Below are 20,944 nucleotides of genomic sequence, written 5' to 3'. Positions count from 1 at the left end.
AAAGCTCCGGTTCGGGCCCTGACCTCCCAGGTCAGGGCCCTTCCTCATGGCCGCCCCCTGGCGCCCCGGTATCCTTCGTGCGTCCACCACCCAAAGCCGAAGGGCATATCCGTGAGCGCCAACCGCCCGGCAGCCGTCGTCGTCCTCGCAGCGGGTGAGGGCACCCGCATGAAGTCCAAGACCCCCAAGGTCCTGCACGAGATCGCCGGGCGTTCGCTCGTGGGGCATGTCGTGTCCGCCGCGCGCGAGCTGGAGCCCGAGCACCTCGTCGTGGTCGTGGGGCACGCGCGGGAGCAGGTCCGGGGGCACCTGGAGGAGGTGTACCCGGGGACCCGTACCGCCGTGCAGGAGGAGCAGAACGGCACCGGGCACGCGGTGCGGATGGCGCTGGAGGAGCTGGGGGCGGCTCCCGAGGGGACCGTGGTCGTCGTCTGCGGCGACACTCCGCTGCTGTCCGGCGCGACGCTGCGGGCGCTCGCCGAGACGCACGCCGGTGACGGCAACGCGGTGACCGTGCTGACCGCCGAGGTGCCGGACGCCACGGGGTACGGGCGGATCGTGCGGGACCTGTCCACCGGGGCCGTGACCGCGATCGTCGAGCACAAGGACGCCTCGCCCGGTCAGCTCGACATCCGGGAGATCAACTCCGGGGTGTTCGCCTTCGACGGGGCGCTGCTCTCGCAGGCGATCAAGCAGCTGCGGACGGACAACAGCCAGGGCGAGGAGTACCTCACCGACGTGCTGTCGATCCTGCGCGAGGCCGGGCACCGGGTCGGTGCGTCCGTGGCCGCCGACCACCGGGAGATCCTCGGGATCAACAACCGGGTGCAGCTGGCCGAGGCCCGTACGCTGCTGAACCAGCGGCTGCTGGAGGCCGCGATGACGGCCGGGGTGACCGTGGTCGACCCGTCGTCCGTCGTCGTGGATGTGACCGTGACGTTCGAGCCGGATGCGGTGATCCACCCGGGTACGCAGCTGCTGGGTGCCACGCACATCGGCGAGGACGCCGAGGTCGGGCCGAACACGCGGCTGAAGGACACGACCGTGGGTCGGGGCGCGCGGGTGGACAACACCGTGGCGGATTCGGCCGTGGTGGGCGAGGGCGCTTCCGTGGGTCCGTTCGCCTACCTGCGGCCGGGGACGAGGCTCGGTGCGAAGGCGAAGGCCGGTACGTACGTCGAGATGAAGAACGCGACGATCGGCGAGGGCACCAAGGTTCCCCACCTGTCGTACGTGGGCGATGCGACGATCGGCGAGTACTCGAACATCGGTGCCGCGAGCGTCTTCGTGAACTACGACGGCGTGGCGAAGCACCACACCACGATCGGGTCCCACTGCCGGACCGGTTCGGACAACATGTTTGTGGCTCCCATCACGATCGGGGACGGTGCCTACACGGCTGCCGGGTCCGTGATCACGAAGGACGTGCCGGCGGGTGCGCTGGCCGTCGCCCGGGGCCAGCAGCGGAATATCGAGGGCTGGGTCGCGCGGAAGCGGCCCGGTAGTGCCGCGGCGAACGCGGCCGAGGCGGCCTCGGAGGGTTCGGCCGGCGAAAGCTGACCGGAAACAGGTACGTCGATCGAGGCGTACCGTGATACGTGCACACAAATTCGGCTGGTTCGCACATGCGCTCGGTGGCGCGGGTCTGCGGCCAGGGAACACGTCTGAGGAGACAGTGCTGTGACCGGGATCAAGACGACCGGCGAGAAGAAGCTGATGCTCTTCTCCGGCCGCGCCCACCCCGAGCTGGCCGAGGAGGTCGCGCACCAGCTGGGTGTCGGTCTCGTTCCGACCAAGGCGTTCGACTTCGCCAACGGTGAGATCTACGTCCGCTTCCAGGAGTCGGCGCGCGGCGCGGACTGCTTCCTGATCCAGAGCCACACGGCTCCGATCAACAAGTGGATCATGGAGCAGCTGATCATGATCGATGCTCTGAAGCGGGCCTCGGCCCGGAGCATCACCGTGATCGTCCCGTCGTACGGCTACGCCCGTCAGGACAAGAAGCACCGCGGCCGCGAGCCGATCTCGGCCCGTCTGGTGGCGGATCTGATGAAGACGGCGGGCGCGGACCGGATCCTGACCGTGGACCTGCACACGGACCAGATCCAGGGCTTCTTCGACGGCCCGGTGGACCACCTGTCGGCGCTGCCGGTGCTGGCGGACTACGTGGGCGGCAAGGTCGACCGCGCGAAGCTGACGATCGTCTCCCCGGACGCGGGCCGCGTGCGGGTCGCCGACCGCTGGTGCGACCGTCTGGACGCGCCGCTGGCGATCGTGCACAAGCGCCGTGACAAGGACGTCGCCAACCAGGTGACCGTCCACGAGGTCGTCGGTGACGTGAAGGGCCGTGTCTGTGTCCTGGTGGACGACATGGTCGACACGGGCGGCACGATCTGCGCGGCGGCCGAGGCGCTCTTCGCGCACGGTGCGGAGGACGTCATCGTGACGGCCACGCACGGCATCCTGTCGGGTCCCGCGGCGGACCGCCTGAAGAACTCGAAGGTGAGCGAGTTCGTGTTCACGGACACGCTGCCGGTGCCGGGTTCCCTGGAGCTGGACAAGATCACGGTGCTGTCGATCGCGCCGACGATCGCGCGTGCGGTGCGCGAGGTGTTCGAGGACGGTTCGGTGACGAGCCTCTTCGAGGAGCACTGAGTCCCGGGATTCGCCGCGGAGGGCCGTCTTCCCCGTTCGGGGGAGGCGGCCCTCCGCCGTTCCCGGGTCCGTGATCCATTTGGGGGGCCGGGGGTGGGCGGGTAGACTGCCCTGGTTGCTCGGCGAGGGAGGCCGGTACCCGTTTCGGGTCGGCGCTCCGTTATCGACGCGCTCTTCGTAGCAGGCCATCGCCAGTCGGCGGCCGGGTGACAGTCACAGATGTCACCACCACTACGAGGAGTGCACATGTCCGAGGTGAAGCTCGCCGCCGCCGTCCGCACCGAGTTCGGCAAGGGCGCCGCCCGCAAGATCCGCCGCGCCGCCGCCATTCCGGCCGTTCTCTACGGTCACGGCACGGACCCGGTCCACCTGACGCTGCCGGCGCACGAGACCACGATGGCGCTGCGTACCCCGAACGTCCTGCTGGCCCTGGACATCGAGGGCAAGGGCTCCGAGCTGGCCATCCCGAAGGCCGCCCAGCGCGACCCGCTGAAGGGTGACCTGGAGCACGTCGACCTCCTCCTGGTCAAGCGCGGCGAGAAGGTCGTCGTCGAGGTTCCGGTCGTCGCCGAGGGCGAGCTCGCCGCCGGTGGCAACCTGCTGGAGCACGTCCTCAACACCCTCTCCGTCGAGGCCGAGGCCACCCACCTCCCCGAGTCCGTGACGGTCTCCGTCGAGGGCCTGGAGGCCGGTTCCTCCGTCGCCGCCGGTGCCATCACGCTGCCGAAGGGCGTCACCCTGGTGACCGAGGCCGACGCCGTGGTCCTCCAGGTCCTGGCCGCCCAGGCCGAGGAGCCGGCCGCGGAGTCCGCCGAGGGCGACGAGGCCGCCGAGGCCTGAGCCGTAGGCTCTGTCCGACGTTGACGGGGTGACGGGCCGCGCTGCGGTCCGTCGCCCCGTTTCCTTGTGTGGGGTGAATGGGAGATGGCGATGACCGACGACGCGAACGCGCCCTGGCTGATCGTCGGCCTCGGCAATCCGGGGCCGGAGTACGCGGGCAACCGCCACAACATCGGCTTCATGGTGGTGGATCTGCTGGCGGACCGGATCGGCGGGAAGTTCAAGCGGGCGCAGAAGGCGCAGGCGCAGGTCGTGGAGGGCCGGATCGGTCCGGTGGGTCCGGCGAACCGGCGGGTGGTGCTGGCGAAGCCGATGTCGTTCATGAACCTGTCCGGTGGTCCGGTGACCGCGCTGCGGGACTTCTACAAGGTGCCGACCGCGCACGTGCTGGCGATCCACGACGAGCTGGACATCGACTACCCGACGCTGCGGCTGAAGCTGGGTGGCGGGGACAACGGGCACAACGGGCTGAAGTCGATGACGAAGTCGATGGGGCCCGACTACCACCGGGTGCGGTGCGGGATCGGGCGTCCGCCGGGCCGGATGCAGGTGGCGGACTTCGTGCTGAAGGACTTCTCGTCGACCGAGCGCAAGGAGCTGGACTGGTTCGTGGACCGGTCGGCGGACGCGGTGGAGTGTCTGGTGACGGAGGGCCTGGAGCGGGCCCAGTCGGCGTACAACTCCTGAGCGTCGTCTTTCGGCCGTACGACTGTACGATCGCGGGTCATGACGCACGTCCGCAACGCCGCCATGGTCCTCGTCGCCGTCCTGCTCGTCGTCGCGGGGGTGTGGGCGTCGTGGGCGTCGGCGCAGCACGTCCTGTTGGCGAAGGGTCGTGAGCACGGGACGCTGACGGTGACGGGGTGTGCGGACGAGCGGTGTCGCGGTGCGTACGTGCCGGACGATTCCGGTGCGCCCCGTCGCACGTTGGTGATCGAGCGGTCGGTGGCGGCGGGTCCGGGTGCGGTGATCCCGGTGGTGGTGAAGCCGGGGACGGACGAGGGCGTGCGGGCCGGCTGGGGTGGTGGGCTGCACGCGTGGCTCCCGCTGGGCGGGGCGCTGGTGTTGGCCGCGCCGCTGGTGGCGGGGGGTCTGCGGCTGCGTCGGACGGCGTGGTCGCTGGCGGGGGCGGGTGCGGCGTTGTGGGTGGCGGCGTTCGTCACGTTGTGACGGGTCTTGTCGAGGGGCGTGTTCCACCGGTTCTCGGCGGGATTGTTATGAGGCTCTGGGTTAAGGGTGACTTAAAGGGACGGATAAGCTGCGGGCGCCGCCCCCCACGGCATCCCTCATCCACAGATGGACGACTGCACATGCGACGTTCCCTGATTCCTGCCGCCACGCTTGTCGCGGCCATGGCGGGCTCTCTGATCCTGGCGCCGACCGCCTTCGCGTCGAACGGCCCCAAGGGTGACAACGGCACCGTCAAGATCCACGACTCGAAGACGGGCGAGGAGTTCAAGCAGAACGAGCCCAAGGTCTGCGAGTTCTACCTCGACGCGTTCCACTTCGACGCCGAGCAGAAGGCGACCTGGAGCATCGAGGCCTGGTCGAACAACGACCAGGAGAAGCACACCGAGGTCAAGAAGGGTGCGATCGCCCTCGACGCCGAGGGGCACGGCCGCACCGAGGACATGACTCTCGCCGACGGCCAGTACAAGCTGTTCTGGAACTTCGACGGCGAGAACGGCAAGGCCAAGCACAAGGTCTTCAAGGTCGCGTGCGAGCCGGGCGAGGAGACCTCCGGCGGTAGCACCACGGGTGAGACCACCACGGGTGAGACCACCACCGGTGAGACGACCACCACGGGTGAGACCACCACGGGCGAGACGACCGCCACCGGTGAGACCACCACGGGCGAGACCACCGCCACGGGTGAGACGACCTCCACGGGTGAGACGACCGCGACCGGTGAGACCACCGCGACCGGCGGCTCCTCCGCGACCGGTGAGACCACCGCGACCGGCGGCTCCTCCGCGACCGGTGAGACGACCGCCACGGGTGGCGACGCCGCCACCGGTGACGTCAAGGGTGACACCGACACCAAGGGCGGCTCCGAGGAGGGCAACCTCGCGGAGACCGGTTCCAGCGCGCCGGTCGGCGTTCTGGCCGGTGTCGCCGCCGCGCTCGCCGCGGCCGGCGCGTTCCTGGTGATGCGCCGCCGCAAGGCCGCGCAGGGCTGACGTACCCCGTCATGACGGAAGTGCCCCCACGGGAGTCCCGTGGGGGCACTTCTCGTGTGCCGTGTCGTCAGCCGGTGTTGCGGAGGCCCGCCGCGACGCCGTTGACCGTGAGCAGCAGGGCCCGCGCGAGCAGCGGGTCCGGCTCCTCGCCGGCCTCGGCGGCGGCGCGCTGGCGGGCGAGGAGGGCGACCTGGAGGTAGGAGATCGGGTCCAGGTAGGCGTCGCGGATGGCGAAGGTCTGCTGGAGGACCGGGTGGGAGTCCAGCAGGGTCTGGCCGCCCGTGATCTTGAGGACCTCCTCGACCGTGAGCGCGTGCTCCTCCTCGATCGTCTCGAAGACGTGCTTGAGCTCGTCGGGGACGAGGGTGTCGACGTAGTGGCGGGCGATCCGGAGGTCCGTCTTCGCGAGCGTCATCTCCACGTTGGAGAGGAAGTTGCGGAAGAAGTGCCACTGTTCGTGCATCTCGCCGAGGACCGCGTCGAGGCCGGCCTCGCGCAGCGCCTTGAGGCCGGAGCCGACGCCGAACCAGCCGGGGACGATCTGGCGGGACTGGGTCCAGCCGAAGACCCACGGGATGGCGCGCAGTCCGTCGAGCGAGACGCCGGAGCCGGGGCGGCGGGCGGGCCGCGAGCCCAGGTGCAGGTCGGCGAGCTGGTCGACCGGCGTGGAGGCGAGGAAGTACGTCGGCAGGTCGGGGTCCTCGACGAAGGCGCGGTAGGCGGCGTGGGCGGCTTCGGAGGCGACGTCCATCGCCGCGTCCCAGCGGGCGAGGGCCTCGTCGGACTGGCGGGGCGCGGTGTGCAGGGCGGAGGCCTGCAGCGTCGCGGCGACGGTCAGTTCGAGGTTCTCGCGGGCGAGGGAGGGGATGAGGTACTTGTCGGAGATGACCTCGCCCTGTTCGGTGACCTTGATCTCGCCTTCCAGGGTGCCCCAGGGCTGGGCGAGGATCGCGTCGTGCGAGGGGCCGCCGCCGCGGCCGACGGTGCCGCCGCGGCCGTGGAAGAGGCGGAGGCGGACGCCGTAGCGGTGGGCGACGTCGCGCAGGCGGCGCTGGGCGCGGTGGATCTCCCACTGGCTGGTGGTGATGCCGCCGAACTTGGAGGAGTCGGAGTAGCCGAGCATGACCTCCTGGACGTCGCCGCGGAGGGCGACGAGGCGTCGGTAGGAGGGGTCGGCGAGCATGTCGTTGAGGATGACGTCGGCGGCGCGGAGCTCGTCGGTGGTCTCCAGGAGCGGCACGATGCCGATCTTGGCCCAGCCGGCGTGCAGGTCGAGGAGGCCGGCCTCGCGGGCGAGGACGGTAGCGGCGAAGACGTCGTCGGCGCCCTGGCACATCGAGATGATGTAGGACTCGATGACTTCGGGGCCGAAGCGCTCGAAGGCTTCCTTGATGGTGTGGAAGACGCCGAGGGTCTTCTGGCCGGGTGCGTCGAGCGGGGCGGGGGTGGGGGCGAGCGGTCGGCGGGAGCGGAGTTCCTTGGCGAGGAGCTTCTGCCGGTAGTCGCGGGGCATGTCGGCGTATCGCCAGGACTCCTCGCCGAGGCGGTCGAAGAGCTGGCCGAGCGCGTGGTGGTGGGCGTCGGCGTGTTCGCGGACGTCCATGGTGGCGAGCTGGAGGCCGAAGGCGGCGAGGGTGCGGATGGTGCGGTCCATGCGGCCGTCGGCGAAGAGGCCGCCGCGGTGCTGGCGCAGGGAGGTCTGGATGAGGGTGAGGTCGCGGATGAGTTCGGCGGTGCCGAGGTAGTCGCGGCCTTCCTGGTGGGGGGTGCCGGCGGCGAGGCGTTCGCGGGTGTTGAGGAGCTTCTGGCGGACGCAGGTGGCCTTGAGGCGGTAGGGCTCTTCGGCGTTGAGCCGCTTGTAGCGCGGGCTGATCTCGGGGAGGAGGTCGAGGTCGCGCTGGAGGGAGTCCAGGAGTTCCTGGGTGGCTCCGGTGTAGCGGATGGAGTTGGAGAGCAGGCCGCGGAGGAAGTCGATGAGTTCCAGGGCGTCGGTGATGCCGTGCTCGTGCTGGAGGATCAGGATGTCCCAGGTCACCTGGGGGGTGACGTTGGGGTTGCCGTCGCGGTCGCCGCCGATCCAGGTGCCGAAGGTGAGGGGGCGGGTGCCGGCGGGGAGTTCGTAGCCGACGCGCTCCAGTTCGGCGGCGAGGTCCTCCAGGACGTCGCCGACGGCGTTGGCGTGGAGTTCGTCGAGGTAGTAGATGGCGTTGCGGGCCTCGTCGGCGGGCTCCGGACGGACGACGCGGAGTTCGTCGGTCTGCCAGATGAGGTCGATGTTCTCGGCGAGGCGGAGGTCGTGGCGGCGCCGGTCGGCGTCGATGACCGGGCTCTCCAGGAGGGCGCCGATGCGGCGGAGCTTGTTGAGGACGGAGCGGCGGGCGGCCTCGGTGGGGTGCGCGGTGAAGACGGGGCGGACGTTGAGGTTCTTGACCGTCTCGCGTACGTGGGCGGGGTCGCCGTCCTTGAGCATGTCGGCGGTGCGGGCGAGGAGGCTGCCCTCGGCGGCGCGCTTCTCGCGGAGCTCGCGGCCGCGGTGGACCTGCTCGGTGACGTTCGCCAGGTGGAAGTAGGTGGAGAAGGCGCGGACGAGCTTGGCGGCGGTCTCCAGTTCGACGCCGCGGAGGAGCTCGGCGGCGGCGTCGCCGTCCTCGCGGGTGAGGCTGCGGACCTTCTCGACGAGGTCGAGGAGGTCGTGGCCTTCCTGGCGGACGAGGGTCTCGCCGAGGAGGTCGCCCAGTCGGCGGATGTCGGCGCGCAGCTCGGCGTTGGTGGTGGGGGTCTGGTCGGCACTGCTCACAGGTGCGGCTCCTTGCAGTGTTCAAGCACGTCTGGAGGGTTCTGGAGGCTTGCGGACCGCGCTGTCCGACGTTCCCAGGATAGGTGTCCATTCCCTGGACGTGGGCGAGCCCCCCGGTTGTGCCCTCTTGCCGCGCGTCGCCGCGCTGCCATACTTACGTCGCCGTAGGTTACGCAGCCGTAGCCTCGGCCTGATCTTTCCCGTTCGTACCCTCACCCTCACCCCCCAGGGGACACGCATGACCATCACCCCCGAGGTGACCTCGGCGTCCGAGACGCCGGACTCGGTCCAGGCTCTGCCCTCCGCCACGCTCGGCGGGGACAGCAAGCGTTCCATCGAGCAGATCGCCCTGCTGCTCTTCATCACGCTGCCGTTCGTGGCGCTGCTGGCGGCGGTGCCGCTGGCGTGGGGCTGGGGGGTGAGCTGGTTGGACCTGGGGCTGATGACGGCGATGTACTTCGTCGGCTGCCACGGCATCACGATCGGTTTCCACCGGTACTTCACGCACGGTTCGTTCAAGGCGAAGCGGCCGCTGCGGATCGCGCTGGCGATCATGGGGTCGATGGCGGTCGAGGGGCCGCTGGTGCGGTGGGTGGCGGATCACCGCAAGCACCACAAGTTCTCGGACGCGGAGGGTGACCCGCATTCGCCGTGGCGGTTCGGCGAGACGCTGCCGGCGCTGATGAAGGGCCTGTGGTGGGCGCACATCGGCTGGCTGTTCGACGAGGAGCAGACGCCGCAGCACAAGTACGCGCCCGATCTGATCAAGGATCCGGCGATCCGGCGGATCTCGCGCCAGTTCGTGCTGTGGACGATCGTGTCGCTGGCGATCCCGCCGGTGGTGGGCGGTCTGGTGACCTGGTCGTGGTGGGGGGCGTTCACGGCGTTCTTCTGGGGTTCGCTGGTCCGGGTCGCCCTGCTCCACCATGTGACGTGGTCGATCAACTCGATCTGTCACGCGGTGGGCAAGCGTCCGTTCAAGTCCCGCGACCGCTCGGGGAACGTGTGGTGGCTGGCGGTGCTGTCCTGTGGCGAGTCGTGGCACAACCTGCACCACGCGGACCCGACCTCGGCGCGGCACGGTGTGCTGAAGGGGCAGGTGGACTCCAGCGCGCGGCTGATCCGCTGGTTCGAGCTGGCGGGCTGGGCCTCCGACGTGCGGTGGCCGGTGCAGTCCCGGATCGACGCCCGGCGCCAGTCCGCCTCCGTCGACGCGGCATGATGGAGGACGTGGCGATCGACGGCAGTTCCAGCAGCACCAGCGGTACGGGCGGTACCGGAGCGAAGCCCCGGCGGAGCCGTCGGGTGCGGATGACCGGTGCGGAGCGCCGGGAGCAGCTTCTGGACATCGGCCGGACGCTCTTCGCCGAGAAGGGGTTCGAGGGGACGTCGGTGGAGGAGATCGCGGCGAAGGCCGGGGTCTCGAAGCCGGTGGTGTACGAGCACTTCGGCGGCAAGGAGGGGTTGTACGCGGTCGTGGTCGACCGGGAGATGCGCCAGCTGCTCGACGGGGTGACGGGCGCGCTGACCGCGGGTCATCCGCGGGAGCTCCTTGAACAGGCGGCGTTCGCGCTGCTCGACTACATCGAGAACTACACGGACGGTTTCCGGATCCTGGTCCGGGATTCTCCGGTGGCGCAGTCCACGGGGACGTTCGCCTCGTTGATCAGCGATATCGCCACGCAGGTCGAGGACATCCTCGGTCTGGAGTTCAAGGCTCGGGGTTTCGATCCGAAGCTGGCGCCGTTGTACGCGCAGGCGCTCGTCGGCAGTGTGGCGCTGACCGGCCAGTGGTGGCTGGACGTCCGCAAGCCGAAGAAGGCGGAGGTCGCGGCGCATCTGGTGAATCTGGCGTGGCACGGGCTGGACGGGCTGGAGCAGAAGCCGCGGTTGATAGGGCACCGGAAGAACTGACCGTCGCGCGTCCGGGCCCGGGGTCGGGACCGCGCCCGGGGTCGGGACCGGGACTTGACGGATGCCCGAAAGATTCGTTGCCGAATCAACGATCAAGGTTATGATCCCCCCACATCCGGGGGGGTGTCCGCCCTCCGCACGTGCCCTTCTGCCGTGCGGAGCAGGTGCGGAGCCCTGCCCTGGAACCTGTTCTCACGTTCCCCAGGGGGGGATCACTTTGCGTACCGCCTTCTCCCTGCGCGGCCGTCGTGTCGCCGCGTGCACCGCGCTCGCCCTCTCCGCCGGCATGCTGCTGGCGTCTCCCGCCGTGGCGGGGCCCGCGCCCCATCCGACGGCCTCGGAGCAGCCGCGCCGTGCCGCGGCCCCACTGCCCGGCCTCGACCTGTCGCCGCTGCGCTCCGGCGCGACCGCCCGCACCGCGCAGGCCGCCGGGGCGTCGGCGTCCCGCTTCGACGTGGACGGCGACGGCTTCACGGACGTCCTCTACCGCGACTGGGGCGGCGAGCTCGGCGTGGTGCCGAGCGGCCCGGGCCAGGGCGCGTCGTGGTACCGCTCGGGTGCCGCCGAGGTCCCGATGGACCTGGTCCCGCTCGGCGACCAGAACGGCAACGGCCAGCCCGAGGTGCTGGTGCTGACCCAGTACGGGAAGGCCGAGCTCCAGGGCGACGCCACCCTGGGCGGCGGCACGAACTACTGGACCGGCGGCGGCTGGAACGTCTACAACAAGGTCTTCTCGCCCGGTGACGTCGACGGCGACGGGCGCTTCGACGTGCTGGCCCGTAAGCACAACGGCGAGCTGTACTTCTACCGGGGTACCGGCAACCTCTACGCGCCGTTCTCGGCGCCGGTGAAGGCGGGCGTCGGCTGGGGCGCCTTCGACCAGCTCGTCGGCATCGGCGACAACGACGGCGACGGCAAGGGCGACGTGGTGGCCCGGACGCCCGGCGGCACCCTGTACTTCTACGGCAGCACCGGGGTCAAGACGAGCCCGTTCAAGCCGAAGCGGCTCATCGGCGGCGGCTGGAACACGTACAACCAGCTCCTTTCGGCCGACGACACGAACGGCGACGGGCACGCCGAGCTGTTCGCCCGGTCCGTCGACGGCACGCTGTGGGGGTACCAGGGCCGGGGCAACGGCACCTTCACCTCCCGCTCGCGTCTCTCGTCGTCCGGCGGGTACCTGTCGGTCGACCAGTTCGCGGGCTCCGGCGCCCTCGCCTTCGCGGGCAAGAACGCGCTGATGGCCCGGACCGCCGGGGGCACCCTGTACTGGTACGGGGCGACGAACAACGGCAGGCTGACCGCCCGCGAGCAGATCGGCGACTCGGGCGACTGGGCCGGCGCCCCGATGGGCTTCGCGGCCACGCTCGACGGGGACGGCTTCGGCGATCTGTACTTCACCGTCGACGGCACGCTGTACACCGGCGACTGGAGCGGCGGCGGCTGGGGCTCGTACAACCGCCTCCTCGGCCCCGGCGACCTGAACGGCGACGGCAAGGGCGACCTGCTGGCCCGGGACCGCTCGGGCGTGCTGTGGCTGATGCGGGGCAACGGCCAGCGGACCGGTTTCGCCTCCCGGGTCCGGGTGGGCAGCGGCTGGGGCTCGTACAACCGCCTGGTCGGCGCCGGTGACGTCTCCGGCGACGGGCGCGCCGACGTCCTCGCGCGGGACGGCTCGGGCACGCTGTGGCTGTACAAGGGCACCGGCGTGTCGACCCGCCCGTTCCAGACCCGGGTCAGGGTCGGCGGCGGATGGGGCGCGTACCGGCAGATCGTGGTCCCGGGCGACGTGGACGGCGACGGCCGCGCGGACCTGCTCGCGACGACCGGGGGCGGCACGCTGTACCGCTACCACGCGACGGCCACGGCGGGCGTCTTCGCGCCGCGGGTCAAGGTCGGCGACGGCTGGCAGGTCTACCCGGACCTGTACTAGTCCGGTGTGACGGGAGGGGTTCGTGCCGTGGTGTGTCCGTGCGGTACGGGTCCCTCCCGTTCGATATCCGTTCGTCCGGATGTCGGGGTGCGGAGGTACACTCACGGCACATCCGAGGGGGGTGTCCGCCCTCTGCGCGCGGACGCGCGGAGGCGCTGCGGACCCCTGCCCCGGTTTCGGACACTTCGTTCCCCAGGGGGGGAAATTTTGCGTTCCGCTTTCTCCGGGCGTGGCCGCCGTGTGGCCGCCTGCACCGCACTCGCCCTCTCCGCCGGCATGGTGCTGGCGACCCCCGCGTCGGCCGCCGAGCCCGCGCCGCGTCCTTCCGTCGAGAAGGCCCAGCCGTCCTTCACCGCGCCGAAGCTGGTCCGTCCGGACCTGGCGGGCGGCTCCGCCCGCGCCGGCGCGCAGGCGGCCGAGGCCACCTCGCCGCCGCTGTCCGACCTGGACCTCGACGGCGTCGACGACATCATCTACCGCTGGGCCGACGGTCAGCTGTACTCGACCGCCAGCGACACCGAGGTCGTCGAGCTGGCCCGTGTCGACGACATCGCCAAGGACATCATCCCGATCGGCAACCAGAACGGTGAGGCCGAGCCCGAGGTCCTGGTCCTCTCCGAGAACGGCGCGCTGACGCTGTACCAGGACGTCGCCCCGTACGGCACGCCGTACGAGTACCCGGTCGGCGGCGGCTGGCAGACGTACAACAAGATCACCTCGCCCGGTGACGTGAACGGCGACGGCCGCGCCGACGTGATCGCCCGCACCAAGGACGGTCAGCTCTACCTGTACCTGGCCACCGGCAGCGCGACCAAGCCGCTCGGCACCCGGATCAGCGTCGGCTCCGGCTGGGGCGTCTACGACCAGCTCGTGGGTGTCGGCGACGCCACCGGCGACGGCCGCGCCGACCTGTACGGGCGGACCGCCGACGGCCGGCTGTACTTCTACGCCGGCACGGGCGACACCACCCGTCCCTTCGCCACCCGCAAGGACATCGGCTCCGGCTGGGGCATCTACAACCAGCTCCTCCCGGCGGGCCAGGACGGCTCCCTGTGGGCGCGGGACAACGCGGGCGCGTTCTACCTGTACATGCCCAAGGGCACCGGCGCGCTGAACGCCCGCGAGAAGGTCGCCGAGGCGGGCGAGTTCGCGGGCATCGAGCAGTTCGCGCTCGGTGGCAACATCCCGTACACCGGCAAGGACGGCCTGGTCGCCCGTGACGGCGCCGGCACGCTCTGGTTCTACGACGGCTCGACCACGGGCAGGCTCGCCAAGCGCCAGGCGATCAGCGACACCGGCGAGTGGGCGGGCACCACCTGGACGGCCCTGTCCTCGATGAACTCGGACGGCCTGACCGACGTCCTGCAGAGCCTCGACGGCGACCTGTACGTCGACATGCTCTACATCGGCGGCGGCTGGGGTGGCTACAACGCCTACGTCGGCGCGGGCGACCTGAGCGGCGACGGCAAGGGCGACCTGCTGGCCCGTGACCGCTCCGGTGTCCTGTACCTGTACAAGGGCAACGGCGAGGGCGACGCCTTCGCCTCGCGGATCAAGGTCGGCAGCGGCTGGGGCGGCTACGACAAGCTGTTCGGCGCGGGTGACTACACCGGCGACGGCCGCACGGACCTCCTGGCCCGCACCACCGGCGGCGACCTGTACCTGTACGCGGGCACCGGCAACACCGCGGCGCCGTTCAAGGCCCGGGTGAAGATCGGTTCCGGCTGGAACACGTACAAGCACCTGGCCGCGGCCGGCGACCTCAACGCCGACGGCAAGGGCGACATCGTCGGCGCCACCTCCGGCGGCGACCTGTACACCTACCTGAACACGACGCCGGGCAAGTTCTCCGCCCGCGTGAAGTTCGGCCCGGGCTTCCAGATCTACAACCAGATCTCCTAGTCCCCCAGCTCCACCACGGCCGCCCCGCACCGGATCCCTCCGGTGCGGGGCGGTCGTGTCTCACGCGGGTTTTCGGGCGACGGCGAAGACGCGGCGGAAGGGGAAGACCGTGCCGTCCGGGCCCGGCGGGTAGGCCTCGCGCAGGAGGGCGCGGTACTGGGCGAGGAAGGCGTCGACCGCTTCCCGGTCGTCGCCGAGGGTGGTGAGGACGGGGCGCAGCGCGGTGCCCTTGACCCAGTCGAGGACGGGGTCGTCGCCCTGGAGGAGCTGGCAGTAGACGGTCTCCCAGACGTCGGTCTCGCAGCCGAGGGCGGTGAGGCGGGTGAGGTAGTCGGCGGGTTCGAGGATGTGGACGAAGCGCCGGCCCTGGCCGTCGAGGCGGGCGCGCCACTCGGGGCGGGCGCAGAGCTCGCCGAGGAGGGCGTGGCTCGGGGAGGTGAAGTTCCCGGGGACCTGGAAGGCGAGGGTGCCGCCGGGGCGGAGTCCGTCGATCCAGGCGGCGAAGGACTCGGGGTGGTTGGGGACCCACTGGAGGGCCGCGTTGGAGACGATCAGGTCGTAGGGCTCGGTGGGGGTCCAGTGGGCGGCGTCGGCGGGGCGGAAGTCGAGCCAGCCGCCGCCTGAGGTGGTGCCGGACCAGTCCTTCTCCGCCTGTTCGAGCATCTCGGGCGAGAGGTCGAAGCCGGTGATGTGGGCATCGGGCCAGCGGTCGGCGAGGAGGGCGGTGACGTTGCCGGGGCCGCAGCCGAGGTCGGCGACGCGGGCGGGGCGGCCGTGGTCGGGGAGGCGCGGTATTCGGTGGAGGAGGTCGAGGAAGGGGCGGGTGCGGTGGGTGGAGTGGCGGAGGTACTGGTGCGGGTCCCAGACCGGTGCGGTGGCGGATTCCATGGCTGGCACGGACGGCACGGAATACATGTTCGAAGCCCCCTTGCAGGCGCGAGTCGGTGAAGCGGAACCGGTTCCGGCCGGGTCCCTTCCCTTCCTTCCGGCCAAATATATCTCGATGCCAAGATTCATGATGTCGAGAAACTTGAATGCAAGAGACTTTATGTCAACAGACCCACTACACTGATCACATGGAGGACGAGGTCGACCGGCTGGTCGCTGCATGGCGCCGAGAGCGCCCGGACCTCGACGTGGAGCCGTTGGAGGTCCTCAGCCGCGTCTCCCGGCTGGCCCGGCACCTCGACCGCGCGCGCCGGCTCGCCTTCTCCGAGCACCAGCTGGAGCCCTGGGAGTTCGACGTCCTCACCTCGCTGCGCCGCGCCGGAGCCCCGTACCAGCTCTCCCCCGGCCAGCTCCTCACCCAGACCCTGGTCACCTCCGGCACCATGACCAACCGCATCGACCGGCTCACCAAGAAGGGCCTGGTCGAACGGCTGCCGGACCCCAGCGACCGGCGCGGGGTCCTGGTCCGCCTCACCCCCGAGGGACGCGACCGCGCCGACGAGGCGCTCGCCGGGCTGCTCGCCCAGGAGCGGGCCATCCTCGCCCAGCTCTCCCGCCCCCAGCGCGCCGAACTCGCCGCCCTGCTACGCCGGCTGACCGCCCCGTTCGACAACGTCCCCGGCTAGGACCGGCAGCGGCGCCGGGCCCACGCCCGCCCTCCGGGCCAGGGCCACCGCCGCCAGGGTCGAGTGGACGCCCAGCTTCCCCAGCACGTTCTGCATGTGCGTGCGGACCGTGTGCGGGGAGAGGAAGAGACGCTCGGCGACCGCCTTGCGGCCCAGGCCCGCCACCATGCAGCGCAGCACCTCCCGCTCGCGCGGGGTCAGCGACTCCACGAGCCGCTCGCTCTCCGTCCGGTGCCTCCGGGCCGCCGTCAGCTCCCTCAGCACCCCCGTCAGCAGCGCCGGCGGCAGATGCGTCTCGTCCCGCAGCACGCCCCGCACCACGGCGAGCAGCCGCTGGAGCGAGCAGTCCTTCGCCACCCAGCCACAGGCCCCCGCCTGGAGCGCCAGCGCGGCGCGGCGGGCGTCGTCCCTCTCGGCAAGGACGACCGTACGGACCGCGGGCTGGACCTTCCGCACCCCCGCGACCAGCGAGATCCCGTCCACGGCGGACTCGCCCTCGGGGCCGGCCGGTACGACCGCCGGGGACGCGGGGACCACGCCCAGATCGGCGTCGACGAGCAGCACGTCGAACCGGCGCCCCTCCGCGACGCCCCGGTCCAGACAGCGCATGGCGGCGGGACCGCTGCCCGCCGCGGCGACGTCGACGTCCGGCTCGGCCGCGAGCGCGGCGGCCAGCGATTCGGCGAAGACGCGGTGGTCGTCCACCACCAGGACCCGGATTCGTGCCACGGACACCCCCAAGTGTCGAGGAGAGACCGGCGCGGTACGGCGCCGGGAGGCGGGTCCGCCCGGCGCACGGCCGCCGCCGTGCCCAGACTGGTACCCCGCTCCCGGCGCCGTACCCGACGGGTCTCGCCCCCTGAACGACGCCGGCCCCCACCGGCGCTGCCCCACACAGTAGGGGCGGGGCGGCGCCGTGGGGGCCGATTGGCGGAAGTGTCCGAAGTCGACCGTCCGTGTGAACGACCGGGGTCAGAGCCGGCGGGCACCCGCCGAGGGGACGGCCGGGAAGATCCCGGGCTCCGCGTACCCGGCGCCGGCGAAGGCCTTCCGCACGGCCGTCGCGATCTCCTGGGCCCGCTCCGCCTCCACCAGGACCACCGCGGAGCCGCCGAAGCCGCCGCCGGTCATCCGGGCGCCGAGCGCCCCCGCCGCGTTCGCCGCCTCGACCACCAGGTCCAGCTCCGGGCAGGAGACCCGCAGGTCGTCCCGGAGCGAGGCGTGGCCCTCGGTGAGGACCGGACCGACCGCCCGGGTCGCGCCCGCGTCGAGCAGGGCGATCACCCGGACCACCCGGTCATTGTCCGAAACCACATGCCGGACGTACCGCAGAATCGTCCCGTCGCTCAGACGATCGAGCGCTGCGGGCAGATGCGTGGCGTCCACCTCGCGCAGGGCGCGCACCCCGAGCGCCCGCGCGCCCGCCTCACAACCGGCGCGCCGCTCCGCGTACGCGCCGTCCCCGAGCTCGTGCTTCACCCGGGTGTCGACGACCAGCAGGGCGAGCCCCTCGGCGGCGAGGTCGAAGGGCACCTGCCGGTACGACAGGTCACGGGTGTCCAGGTGGAGGGCGTGGCCCTCCTCCGCGCAGGCGGAGGCCATCTGGTCCATGACCCCGCAGGGCACGCCGACGAAGGCGTTCTCGGCGCGCTGCGCGATCCGGGCCAGCTCGGGCCGGGTGAGCCCGAGGCCGAAGAGGTCGTTCAGGGCGAGGGCGGTGACGACCTCCAGGGCCGCCGAGGAGGAGAGCCCGGCGCCGGTGGGCACGGTGGAGGAGAGGTGCACGTCGGCGCCGCGCACCGGGTGCCCGGCCTCCCGCAGCGCCCAGACGACACCGGCCGGATAGGCGGCCCAGCCGCCGCCGGAGAGCGGTTCGAGGGAGTCGACGTCGAGCTGGACGATCCCTCCGTCGACGTCTCCGGAGTGCAGGCGCAGGACGCCGTCGTCGCGGCGCGAGACGGCGGCGACGGTGGTGTGCGGCAGGGCGAGCGGCAGCACGAAGCCGTCGTTGAAGTCGGTGTACTCCCCGATGAGGTTGACCCGCCCGGGGGCGGCCCAGACACCGTCGGGGACGGCGCCGTACAGCGCCTCGAAGTCGGCGGCCACGGTCACGGGCGTGCTCCTTCCCTCTGCCGGGCGAAGGCCCAGGCGTCGGCGACGACGTCCGCCAGGTCGGGGCGGGACGGGATCCAGCCGAGCCGCTCGCGGGCGGCGTCGGCGGAGGCGACCAGGACGGCCGGGTCGCCGGGGCGGCGCTCGGCGGCGAGCTCGGGGATCGGGTGGCCGGTGACCTTCCGGACCGTCTCGATCACCTCGCGGACGGAGAAGCCGTTGCCGTTGCCGAGGTTGCAGATCAGGTGCTCGCCGGCGGTCATGGCGTCCAGGGCGAGGAGGTGGGCCTCGGCGAGGTCGGCGACGTGGATGTAGTCGCGGACGCAGGTGCCGTCGGGCGTCGGATAGTCCTCGCCGTAGACGGAGATGGCCTCGCGGCGGCCGAGGGCGACCTGGAGGACGAGCGGGATGAGGTGCGACTCGGGGTCGTGGCGCTCGCCGAGCCCGCCGTAGGCCCCGGCGACGTTGAAGTAGCGCAGGGAGGCGGCGGCGAGGCCGTGGGCGGCGCACTCGCCGGTGATCATGTGGTCGACGGCCAGCTTGCTCGCCCCGTAGGGGCTGGTGGGGGCGGTCGGCGCGGCCTCGGTGATCGGCACCGTCTCCGGCTCGCCGTAGGTGGCGGCGGTGGAGGAGAAGACCAGCTTGCGGACGCCGGCGCCGCGCATCGCGGCGAGGAGCGCCATGGTGCCGCCGACGTTGTTCTCCCAGTACTTCTCCGGCTTGGCGACGGACTCGCCGACCTGCGAGAACGCGGCGAAGTGCAGCACGCCGTCGTAGGAGTCGTCGAGCCAGCGGGCGGCGTCCTGGATCCGGCCCTCGATGAACTCGGCGCCGGCCGGGACGCCCTCCCGGAAGCCGGTGGAGAGGTCGTCGAGGACGGTGACCCGGTGGCCCCGCTCCAGGAGATGGGCGGCGACCACCCCGCCCACATAGCCCGCCCCGCCCGTGACCAGGTACTTCTTGGAAGTCGTCATGCGCTTGCCACCTCTCGGATGCGCCGGGCCGCGTCCTCCGGCTGGATGTCGTTCATGAACGCGCCCATGCCGGACTCGGTGCCCGCGAGGAACTTCAGCTTGCCGGAGGCGCGCCGGACCGTGAACAGCTCCAGGTGCAGTCCGAAGTCCTCCCGCCGCTCGTCCGTGAACGGCGCCTGGTGCCAGGCGGCGATGTAGGGCGTGGGCGGCTCCGCCGGGCCGAAGATCCGGTCGAAGCGCCTCAAGAGTTCCAGATAGACCTGTGGGAACTCCGTGCGGGCGGCCTCGTCGAGGCCGAGGAGGTCGGGGACGCGCCGCTTCGGGTGGAGGTGGATCTCGTACGGCCACTTGGCGGCGTAGGGCACGAAGGCGATCCAGTGGTCGGTCTCCAGAACCACCCGTTCGGCGTGGGCGCGCTCGCGGGCGACGAGGTCGTCGAAGAGGTTCCGGCCGGTGGTGCGGCGGTGCTCGTCGAGGCGGCGGCGCATCAGGGCCGTGCGGGGGGTGACGTACGGGAAGGCGTAGATCTGGCCGTGCGCGTGCGGCAGGGTGACGCCGATCTCCTGGCCCCGGTTCTCGAAGCAGTAGACCTGCTGGACGCCGGGGAGGGCGGAGAGCCCGGCGGTGCGGTCGGTCCAGGCGTCGAGGACGAGGCGGGCCCGCTCCTCGGTGAGGTCGGCGAAGGAGGCGGTGTGGTCGTCGGTGAAGCAGACGACCTCGCAGCGGCCGACGCCGCCGGAGAGGGACGGGAAGCGGTTCTCGAAGACCGCGACCTCGTAGCTCTCCTCGGGGATCTCGCTCTCGCGGCCGTTCCTGGCCGGGCAGAGCGGGCAGGCGTCGGCCGGCGGGAGGTAGGTGCGGCTCTGCCGGTGGGAGGCGACGGCGACGTGGTCGCCGGTCAGCTCGTCGTACCGGATCTCGGAGCGGGAGGTGACGGGGGTGAGCGGGCGCGGGTCGACGGCGGTGCGGACGAGGTCGTCCCGGCTGTCGTAGTAGATGAGCTCGCGCCCGTCGGCGAGCGTGGTGACGGTCTTCTTCACGGGGGTGCCCTCCGGGCGCGAACAAACAGAACCACGCACAAAGAACCACAACCGAACATCAGGGTCAAGGGCGCGTCCGCGCGCGACCCCACCCGAGGCCCGCGTGACCCCTCATCCGAAGCCCCCGCCGACCTCGGCCGAGGCCCGCACGCGCGTCCTCGCCCGAGGCCCGCACGGCGTCCTCACCCACGGCCCGCGCGCGTCCTCACCCGAGGCCCGTACGGCGCTCTCACCCGAGGCCCGCGCGGCACCCCCGACCGCGGCCGGCGCGGCACCTCGCCGGCGGTCAGCGCGCCGTGCGCTGCCCCGGCACCGCCCGGTCGAGCAGCCCGGTCCTGGCCGCCAGCGCCGCCGCCTCCAGCCGGGACCCGACACCCAGCTTCATCAGCACCCGCTGCACATGCGTGCGCGCCGTGCTCGGCGCGATCCCCATCCCCACCGCGATCAGCCGGGTGTCCTCCCCCTCCGCGACCCGCACCAGCACCTCCACCTCGCGGTGGGTCAGCAGCCGCAGCAGCCGCTGCGCCTCGTCGTCCGGTTGCGCCGCCGGGTTCAGCAGCTCGGCGAAGGCGCCCGCGAGCAGCTGCGGCGCCACCGCCGCCTCCCCCGCCCTGGCCTTCAGGAGCGCCCGCTCCACGCCCTCGATCCGCTCGTCGTGCCGGACGTAGCCCGACGCCCCGGCGGCGAAGGCGGCCGCGATCCCGCGCGGCGACGGCACCGGGCCCAGCACCACCACGGCCACCTGCGGCCGCTCCCGCTTGATCCGCGCGATCGGTTCGAAGGCCCCGGCGACGGCCGGGGCCGCCGTGCCGAAGAGGCAGACCTCGGGGGCCCGGCCCACCACGACCTCCGCGGCCCCCGTCGCCGGCGCGGCCGCCGCGAGCACCCGGTGCCCGCGCAGCTTCAGCGCCGAGGCGAGCGCCTCCGCGTGCAGGCGGTGATCGTCCACGACCACGAGCCGAACGCCCATCCCGTCATCCCCCATCCCCCGGGCGTGCCGTCCCCCGGCACCTCTGACCCGGC

18 protein-coding genes are annotated in these 20,944 nt (G+C 71.8%); 11 read left to right on the top strand and 7 right to left on the bottom strand.

The window, feature by feature from the left end:
* The first annotated feature begins 111 nt into the window (after positions 1-111).
* The 6 genes from glmU (at position 112) to ACFQ8C_RS00400 (ending at position 5,675) form a co-directional block, all read left to right on the top strand.
* On the top strand, positions 112-1,560 hold the full coding sequence (gene glmU, locus ACFQ8C_RS00425) for a bifunctional UDP-N-acetylglucosamine diphosphorylase/glucosamine-1-phosphate N-acetyltransferase GlmU (protein WP_383450482.1): 1,449 nt from the start codon (positions 112-114) through the stop codon (positions 1,558-1,560).
* Positions 1,561-1,680: 120 nt separating this feature from the next.
* Positions 1,681-2,655, top strand: a complete 975-nt coding sequence (locus tag ACFQ8C_RS00420; protein WP_383450479.1) for a ribose-phosphate diphosphokinase — start codon at positions 1,681-1,683, stop codon at positions 2,653-2,655.
* 246 nt (positions 2,656-2,901) lie between these two features.
* Positions 2,902-3,495 carry a 50S ribosomal protein L25/general stress protein Ctc gene (locus ACFQ8C_RS00415; RefSeq protein WP_383450478.1) on the top strand — a complete coding sequence of 198 codons (594 nt, stop codon included), beginning with the start codon at positions 2,902-2,904 and terminating at the stop codon, positions 3,493-3,495.
* 90 nt (positions 3,496-3,585) lie between these two features.
* Positions 3,586-4,182, top strand: a complete 597-nt coding sequence (pth, locus tag ACFQ8C_RS00410; protein WP_383450475.1) for an aminoacyl-tRNA hydrolase — start codon at positions 3,586-3,588, stop codon at positions 4,180-4,182.
* A 39-nt stretch (positions 4,183-4,221) separates the two neighbouring features.
* Entirely contained in the window at positions 4,222-4,665 is a 444-nt protein-coding gene (locus ACFQ8C_RS00405) for a hypothetical protein (RefSeq protein WP_383450472.1), read from the top strand.
* A gap of 182 nt (positions 4,666-4,847) precedes the next feature.
* A complete protein-coding gene (locus ACFQ8C_RS00400) occupies positions 4,848-5,675 on the top strand; it encodes an LPXTG cell wall anchor domain-containing protein (protein WP_383450470.1) in 828 nt (275 codons plus the stop codon).
* Positions 5,676-5,742: 67 nt separating this feature from the next.
* Here the strand turns inward: ACFQ8C_RS00400 and ppc are convergent, their stop codons facing one another.
* Complete coding sequence (gene ppc / locus ACFQ8C_RS00395; RefSeq protein WP_383450467.1) at positions 5,743-8,472, bottom strand: phosphoenolpyruvate carboxylase; 2,730 nt, start codon at positions 8,470-8,472, stop codon at positions 5,743-5,745.
* 238 nt (positions 8,473-8,710) lie between these two features.
* On the opposite strand from ppc, the gene ACFQ8C_RS00390 reads away from it, so the two are divergent.
* The 4 genes from ACFQ8C_RS00390 to ACFQ8C_RS00375 all read left to right on the top strand — a co-directional run bounded on the left by ACFQ8C_RS00390 (position 8,711) and on the right by ACFQ8C_RS00375 (position 14,221).
* Positions 8,711-9,694, top strand: a complete 984-nt coding sequence (locus tag ACFQ8C_RS00390) for an acyl-CoA desaturase (RefSeq protein ID WP_383450465.1) — start codon at positions 8,711-8,713, stop codon at positions 9,692-9,694.
* Positions 9,691-10,386, top strand: coding sequence for a TetR/AcrR family transcriptional regulator (locus tag ACFQ8C_RS00385; RefSeq protein WP_206325414.1), 696 nt, complete (start codon positions 9,691-9,693; stop codon positions 10,384-10,386). The genes ACFQ8C_RS00390 and ACFQ8C_RS00385 overlap by 4 nt, the downstream gene beginning before the upstream one ends.
* 217 nt (positions 10,387-10,603) lie before the next feature.
* Complete coding sequence (locus ACFQ8C_RS00380; protein WP_383450461.1) at positions 10,604-12,319, top strand: FG-GAP-like repeat-containing protein; 1,716 nt, start codon at positions 10,604-10,606, stop codon at positions 12,317-12,319.
* A gap of 240 nt (positions 12,320-12,559) precedes the next feature.
* Positions 12,560-14,221, top strand: coding sequence for an FG-GAP repeat domain-containing protein (locus ACFQ8C_RS00375; RefSeq protein ID WP_383450458.1), 1,662 nt, complete (start codon positions 12,560-12,562; stop codon positions 14,219-14,221).
* A 60-nt stretch (positions 14,222-14,281) separates the two neighbouring features.
* On the opposite strand, the gene ACFQ8C_RS00370 is transcribed toward ACFQ8C_RS00375, so the two are convergent.
* Positions 14,282-15,109: a trans-aconitate 2-methyltransferase gene (locus ACFQ8C_RS00370; RefSeq protein ID WP_383450631.1), complete on the bottom strand. Its 828-nt coding sequence runs from the start codon at positions 15,107-15,109 to the stop codon at positions 14,282-14,284.
* Between the two features lie 188 nt (positions 15,110-15,297).
* Between ACFQ8C_RS00370 and ACFQ8C_RS00365 the strand changes: the two genes are divergently transcribed.
* Positions 15,298-15,795: a MarR family winged helix-turn-helix transcriptional regulator gene (locus ACFQ8C_RS00365; protein WP_030494707.1), complete on the top strand. Its 498-nt coding sequence runs from the start codon at positions 15,298-15,300 to the stop codon at positions 15,793-15,795.
* On the opposite strand, the gene ACFQ8C_RS00360 is transcribed toward ACFQ8C_RS00365, so the two are convergent.
* From ACFQ8C_RS00360 to ACFQ8C_RS00340, 5 genes are all read right to left on the bottom strand, one after another.
* Positions 15,754-16,524: a LuxR C-terminal-related transcriptional regulator gene (locus tag ACFQ8C_RS00360; protein WP_383450455.1), complete on the bottom strand. Its 771-nt coding sequence runs from the start codon at positions 16,522-16,524 to the stop codon at positions 15,754-15,756. The two genes, ACFQ8C_RS00365 and ACFQ8C_RS00360, sit on opposite strands and share 42 nt — an antisense overlap.
* Positions 16,525-16,767: 243 nt before the next feature.
* Positions 16,768-17,907, bottom strand: coding sequence for a galactokinase (gene galK, locus ACFQ8C_RS00355; RefSeq protein ID WP_383450452.1), 1,140 nt, complete (start codon positions 17,905-17,907; stop codon positions 16,768-16,770).
* Entirely contained in the window at positions 17,904-18,881 is a 978-nt protein-coding gene (gene galE / locus ACFQ8C_RS00350) for a UDP-glucose 4-epimerase GalE (protein ID WP_383450449.1), read from the bottom strand. The genes galK and galE overlap by 4 nt, the downstream gene beginning before the upstream one ends.
* The gene (galT, locus tag ACFQ8C_RS00345; protein WP_383450448.1) at positions 18,878-19,921 is read right to left on the bottom strand and encodes a galactose-1-phosphate uridylyltransferase; all 1,044 of its coding nucleotides are present in this window, start codon (positions 19,919-19,921) and stop codon (positions 18,878-18,880) included. Before galT ends, galE begins: the two co-directional genes overlap by 4 nt.
* 286 nt (positions 19,922-20,207) lie before the next feature.
* A complete protein-coding gene (locus ACFQ8C_RS00340; protein WP_383450446.1) occupies positions 20,208-20,891 on the bottom strand; it encodes a LuxR C-terminal-related transcriptional regulator in 684 nt (227 codons plus the stop codon).
* Between the last annotated feature and the right edge of the window lie 53 nt (positions 20,892-20,944).

It is taken from the genome of Streptomyces sp. NPDC056503, from assembly GCF_042794995.1.
In the GTDB taxonomy this organism is placed as follows: Bacteria; Actinomycetota; Actinomycetes; order Streptomycetales; family Streptomycetaceae; genus Streptomyces.
This window is presented reverse-complemented; position numbering and strand designations above follow the sequence as displayed.

Coding starts and splice junctions, on each gene's coding strand:
- ACFQ8C_RS00400 (WP_383450470.1), top strand. CDS start 4,848: ATGGCGGGCTCTCTGATCCTGGCGCCGACCGCCTTCGCGTCGAACGGC.
- ACFQ8C_RS00415 (WP_383450478.1), top strand. CDS start 2,902: ATGTCCGAGGTGAAGCTCGCCGCCGCCGTCCGCACCGAGTTCGGCAAG.
- ACFQ8C_RS00390 (WP_383450465.1), top strand. CDS start 8,711: ATGACCATCACCCCCGAGGTGACCTCGGCGTCCGAGACGCCGGACTCG.
- ACFQ8C_RS00405 (WP_383450472.1), top strand. CDS start 4,222: ATGACGCACGTCCGCAACGCCGCCATGGTCCTCGTCGCCGTCCTGCTC.
- ACFQ8C_RS00385 (WP_206325414.1), top strand. CDS start 9,691: ATGATGGAGGACGTGGCGATCGACGGCAGTTCCAGCAGCACCAGCGGT.
- pth (WP_383450475.1), top strand. CDS start 3,586: ATGACCGACGACGCGAACGCGCCCTGGCTGATCGTCGGCCTCGGCAAT.
- ACFQ8C_RS00365 (WP_030494707.1), top strand. CDS start 15,298: ATGGAGGACGAGGTCGACCGGCTGGTCGCTGCATGGCGCCGAGAGCGC.
- ACFQ8C_RS00370 (WP_383450631.1), bottom strand. CDS start 15,109: ATGGAATCCGCCACCGCACCGGTCTGGGACCCGCACCAGTACCTCCGC.
- ACFQ8C_RS00340 (WP_383450446.1), bottom strand. CDS start 20,891: ATGGGCGTTCGGCTCGTGGTCGTGGACGATCACCGCCTGCACGCGGAG.
- galE (WP_383450449.1), bottom strand. CDS start 18,881: ATGACGACTTCCAAGAAGTACCTGGTCACGGGCGGGGCGGGCTATGTG.